Source organism: Mycobacterium sp. NAZ190054, assembly GCF_001545925.1.
GTDB lineage: Bacteria > Actinomycetota > Actinomycetes > Mycobacteriales > Mycobacteriaceae > Mycobacterium.
Genome location: NZ_LMVQ01000300.1, coordinates 1 through 4,378 on the forward strand (window position 1 = coordinate 1; position 4,378 = coordinate 4,378).

General features: G+C 70.9%; 3 protein-coding genes, 1 tRNA gene and 2 pseudogenes. 2 read left to right on the top strand and 4 right to left on the bottom strand.

The annotated features are described in order from the left end of the window. A pseudogene (locus tag ASJ79_RS19460) lies at window positions 1-404 on the bottom strand (L-seryl-tRNA(Sec) selenium transferase); the annotation flags it as partial. A 63-nt stretch (window positions 405-467) separates the two neighbouring features. Continuing rightward, window positions 468-562 (bottom strand) — tRNA-Sec (locus tag ASJ79_RS19465). A 40-nt stretch (window positions 563-602) separates the two neighbouring features. Here ASJ79_RS19465 and selD point away from each other — a divergent pair. Continuing rightward, window positions 603-1,607: a selenide, water dikinase SelD gene (selD, locus tag ASJ79_RS19470; RefSeq protein WP_156448532.1), complete on the top strand. Its 1,005-nt coding sequence runs from the start codon at window positions 603-605 to the stop codon at window positions 1,605-1,607. On the opposite strand, the gene ASJ79_RS19475 is transcribed toward selD, so the two are convergent. After that, window positions 1,604-2,428 carry a helix-turn-helix transcriptional regulator gene (locus ASJ79_RS19475; RefSeq protein ID WP_067958687.1) on the bottom strand — a complete coding sequence of 275 codons (825 nt, stop codon included), beginning with the start codon at window positions 2,426-2,428 and terminating at the stop codon, window positions 1,604-1,606. The genes selD and ASJ79_RS19475 overlap by 4 nt on opposite strands. A gap of 86 nt (window positions 2,429-2,514) precedes the next feature. Here ASJ79_RS19475 and ilvD point away from each other — a divergent pair, with 86 nt between their 5' ends. After that, the gene (ilvD, locus tag ASJ79_RS19480; RefSeq protein ID WP_082753939.1) at window positions 2,515-4,287 is read left to right on the top strand and encodes a dihydroxy-acid dehydratase; all 1,773 of its coding nucleotides are present in this window, start codon (window positions 2,515-2,517) and stop codon (window positions 4,285-4,287) included. Here the strand turns inward: ilvD and ASJ79_RS34175 are convergent. Beyond that, window positions 4,254-4,378: pseudogene (locus ASJ79_RS34175) on the bottom strand (alkane 1-monooxygenase); the annotation flags it as partial. The gene ilvD and the pseudogene ASJ79_RS34175 sit on opposite strands and share 34 nt — an antisense overlap.

A 4,378-nucleotide genomic window follows, 5' to 3' on the forward strand; every position in this document is an offset into this window, starting at 1 on the left:
TGCCCCAGCGCCGCCTTCGGCGCGTACACCGCGGGCGCGTGAGTGCCCAGCGCGTTGTTGATCGCCACCGACTCCGCGACGTCGCCCACGCTGGTGCCGGTGGCGTGGGCGTTGACGATCGCGTCGACCGCGGCCTGCGACAGGGGCGCCCGCCCCAGGTTGGTGTGCACGACGACACCGGTGGCGTTGATGACGGCCTTCAGGCTGGTCGCGCCTGCGGGCAGGGCCGCGACGGCGTGGTCGGCGACGTCTTCGGGGGCGATGTCGCCTGCCCTGGCCCGCTGCTGCGCGTCGGCGATCACGCCCTTGACCAGGGTGCGGCCCAGCGTGTGCACCGCGGCGGCCAGGCGGGGGTCGGCGAGCAGGGCGTCGGTGCGCGGCACCCGCCGTCGCGGGTCACTCATGGCGCGATTTGGGCGTAGTTGGTCAACGTGAGCGTGACGAAGTACGCCGAAATCGCAGGGAAATGGCGGAGGCGGACGGGAATCGAACCCGCCAGCGACAGCAACTGCCGCTCAGCGATTTTGAAGATCGTGCCGGTCACCAGACCGGAAACGCCTCCCTGACCCATCGGTCCATCATGACAGGGCAGCATGGTGGTCATGGTTTCCCCGACGAGTTTCCGGCTGACCCAGTTCGCCCACGGAGGCGGATGCGCGTGCAAGATCCCGCCCGGCGAGCTGGAAGAGGTGGTGCGCGGACTCACCAAGGCGAACCCGGTCGATCCGGTCGGGGAACTGCTCGTCGGGCTCGACGACGGCGACGACGCGGCCGCGGTGCGCATCGGGGGCGGCACGGCGCTGATCGCGACGACGGACTTCTTCACCCCGGTCGTCGACGACGCCTACGACTGGGGCCGCATCGCGGCCGCCAACGCGCTGTCCGACGTGTACGCGATGGGCGGACGCCCGGTGGTCGCGGTGAACCTGCTCGGCTGGCCGCGCGACACGCTGCCGTTCGAGCTGGCCGCCGAGACGCTGCGCGGGGGTCTGGACGTGTGCGCCGTGGCGGGCTGTCACCTCGCCGGCGGGCACAGCGTCGACGACCCCGAACCCAAGTACGGTCTGGCCGTCACCGGGATCGCGGACCCGAACCGGCTGCTGCGCAACGACGCAGGCAAGGCCGGTGTCCCGCTGTCGCTGACCAAGCCGCTCGGGATCGGCGTGCTCAACAGCAGGCACAAGAACACCGGTGAGCGTTTCGCCGAGGCGATCGAGGTGATGACGACGCTCAACGCCGAGGCGTCCGAGGCCGCGTTGCTGGCCGGTGTCGAATGCGCCACCGACGTCACGGGATTCGGGCTGCTGGGGCATCTGCACAAGATGGCCCGCGCCAGCGGGGTCACGGCGGTGATCGACGCGTCCGCCGTGCCCTACATCGACGGCGCGCGGCAGGCGTTGCGCGACGGCTACGTCAGCGGCGGCACCCGCCGCAACCTCGACTGGGTCGCCCCGCACGTCGACCTGTCGGCCGTCGACGAGGACGAGGCGCTGCTGCTGGCCGACGCCCAGACCTCGGGCGGGCTGCTGATCGCCGGGGAGATCCCCGGCGCGCCGGTGATCGGCGAGCTCGTCCCGCGCGGCGCGCACACGATCATCGTCCGCTAACCCGCAATCGTCCGAAGGCGTTCTGCCGCATCCGATCCGGGCACCGGAAGGTACGCGACGATCTGGACCTCGGGCACGTCCACGGGCGCGACCTGATGGTGTTCGAGCCGCAGCTCGCCGGCCACCGGATGTCGGAACAGCCGCTCCCGCGACGTGAACCGCTCGATGCTGGTGGCCTGCCACGCCGCCGCGAAATGCTCACTGCTCTCCGACAGCCGGGACACCAGCGCGGTGTAGGACGGCCCGCCCACCCGCGGGCCGGCGTCGGCACGGAACTCGGCCAGGAAGCGCCGGCTGTCGGAGTCCCAGTCGGGCAACAACTCTCGGATATAGGGGTCCGTGAACACCAGCCACAGCAGGTTACGGTCCGCGGCCGGCACCTGCTCGATGTTCGGATACAGCGCCGTATAGGCGGCATTCCACGCCGCGATGCCCCAGTCCGGGGTGATCGCGAACGCCGGGTAACCGTCCAGCGCATCGAGGAACCGCTGGATCTGCGGCGGCAGCGGACCGTCCGACACCGCCGGATCGACGGCGTATCCGCCGAGCGCCAGCACGTACTCGTGTTCGGCCGCCGACAGCCGCAACGCCCGCGCGACCGCGTCGAGCACCTGTTTGGACGGGTTGATGTCGCGGCCCTGCTCCAGCCACGTGTACCAGGTGACGCTGACCCCGGCCTGCACCGCCACCTCTTCGCGGCGCAACCCGCTGATGCGTGACCGCGGCAGCTCGGGCAGGCCCAGGTCGGCCCGCGCGACCGCCGTGCGGCGCGCACGCAGGAACTCGCCGAGGGCGAGGCGTTGCCGCGTGCGTCTGTCCACGCCCCCGAGGGTATCGAGGGTGGTAGTACGGGTACCAGTATCCGTGCCGTCTTCCGGACGGCGGGGCGAGGCCGCACCGTGGACGCATGGAGCTCAGGTCACGGACGGTCACCCACGGACGCAACATGGCCGGCGCGCGGTCGCTGCTGCGCGCGGCGGGCGTGGACAGCGCCGACATCGGCAAGCCGATCGTCGCGGTCGCCAACAGCTTCACCGAGTTCGTGCCGGGCCACACCCATCTGCAGCCGGTGGGGCGCATCGTGTCCGACGCGGTCAAGGCCGCGGGCGGGGTGCCGCGCGAGTTCAACACCATCGCCGTCGACGACGGCATCGCGATGGGCCACGGCGGCATGCTGTACTCGCTGCCCAGCCGCGAGCTGATCGCCGACTCGGTGGAGTACATGGTCAACGCGCACTGCGCCGACGCGCTGGTGTGTATCTCCAACTGCGACAAGATCACTCCAGGCATGCTGATGGCCGCGCTGCGGCTGAACATCCCGACGGTGTTCGTCTCGGGCGGGCCGATGGAGGGCGGCACCGCCGTGCTGGTCGACGGCACCGTGCGGACCCGGCTGAACCTGATCTCGGCGATCGCCGACTCTGTCAGCAGCGAGGTGTCCGATCCGGATCTGGCCCGCATCGAGGAGTCGGCGTGCCCGACGTGCGGGTCGTGTTCGGGCATGTTCACCGCGAACTCGATGAACTGCCTGACCGAGGCGCTCGGACTGGCGCTGCCCGGCAACGGCTCGGTACTGGCGACGCACACCGCGCGCCGCGCGCTGTACGAGAACGCCGGCGCCACCGTGATGGACCTGTGCCGCCGGTACTACGACGAGGACGACGCGAGCGTGCTGCCGCGCGCGATCGCCAACCGGGACGCGTTCGACAACGCGATGGCGATGGACATCGCGATGGGCGGTTCGACGAACACCATCCTGCATCTGCTGGCCGCCGCCCGCGAGGCCGAGCTGGATTACACGCTGGAGGACATCGAGAAGCGCAGCCGGGCGGTGCCGTGCCTGTGCAAGGTCGCGCCCAACGGGCACTACCTGATGGAGGACGTGCACCGCGCCGGCGGCATCCCGGCGATCCTCGGCGAGCTGTGGCGGGGTGGGCATCTGCACGAGACCGTGCACTCGGTGCACGCCGGGTCGCTGGCGGAGTGGTTGCGCCGCTGGGACATCCGCGGTGGTGAAGCCTCCGCCGAAGCCGTCGAGCTGTTCCATGCCGCACCGGGATGTGTGCGGTCGGCGTCGGCGTTCTCGCAGTCGGAGCGCTGGGAGTCCCTGGACACCGACGCCGCCGAGGGCTGCATCCGCGATGTGCGGCACGCCTATTCGGAGGACGGCGGGCTGGCGGTGCTGCGCGGCAACCTGTCGGTGGACGGCTGCATCGTCAAGACCGCGGGCGTGGACGAGTCGATCCTGAAGTTCGCCGGCCCGGCCGTCGTGGTGGAGTCCCAAGAGGACGCCGTCGACGCGATCCTGAACGGGCGGGTGCAGCCCGGCGACGTGGTGGTGGTGCGCTACGAAGGCCCCAAGGGCGGGCCGGGCATGCAGGAAATGCTCTATCCCACCTCGTTTCTCAAGGGCCGCGGCCTGGGCAAGGTGTGCGCGCTGGTCACCGACGGCCGGTTCTCGGGTGGATCGTCGGGGCTGTCGATCGGCCACGTCTCCCCGGAGGCGGCGGCCGGCGGGACGATCGCACTGGTCGAAGACGGCGACCTGATCACCATCGACATCCCGCACCGCACCATCCAGGTCGACGTCCCCGACGCCGAACTGGACCGTCGCCGGGCCGCGCTGGAGGCGGCGGGCGGCTACCGGCCGCGGTTGTGCTCGACGAAGAAGTGCCCGTAGCCCGACTGGGCCAGCGCGACCTTGCTCAGCCACCGCTCCGACCGCGCCCGTTGATGCCCCAGCTCATGGGCGATGTTGATCGCGACACCGG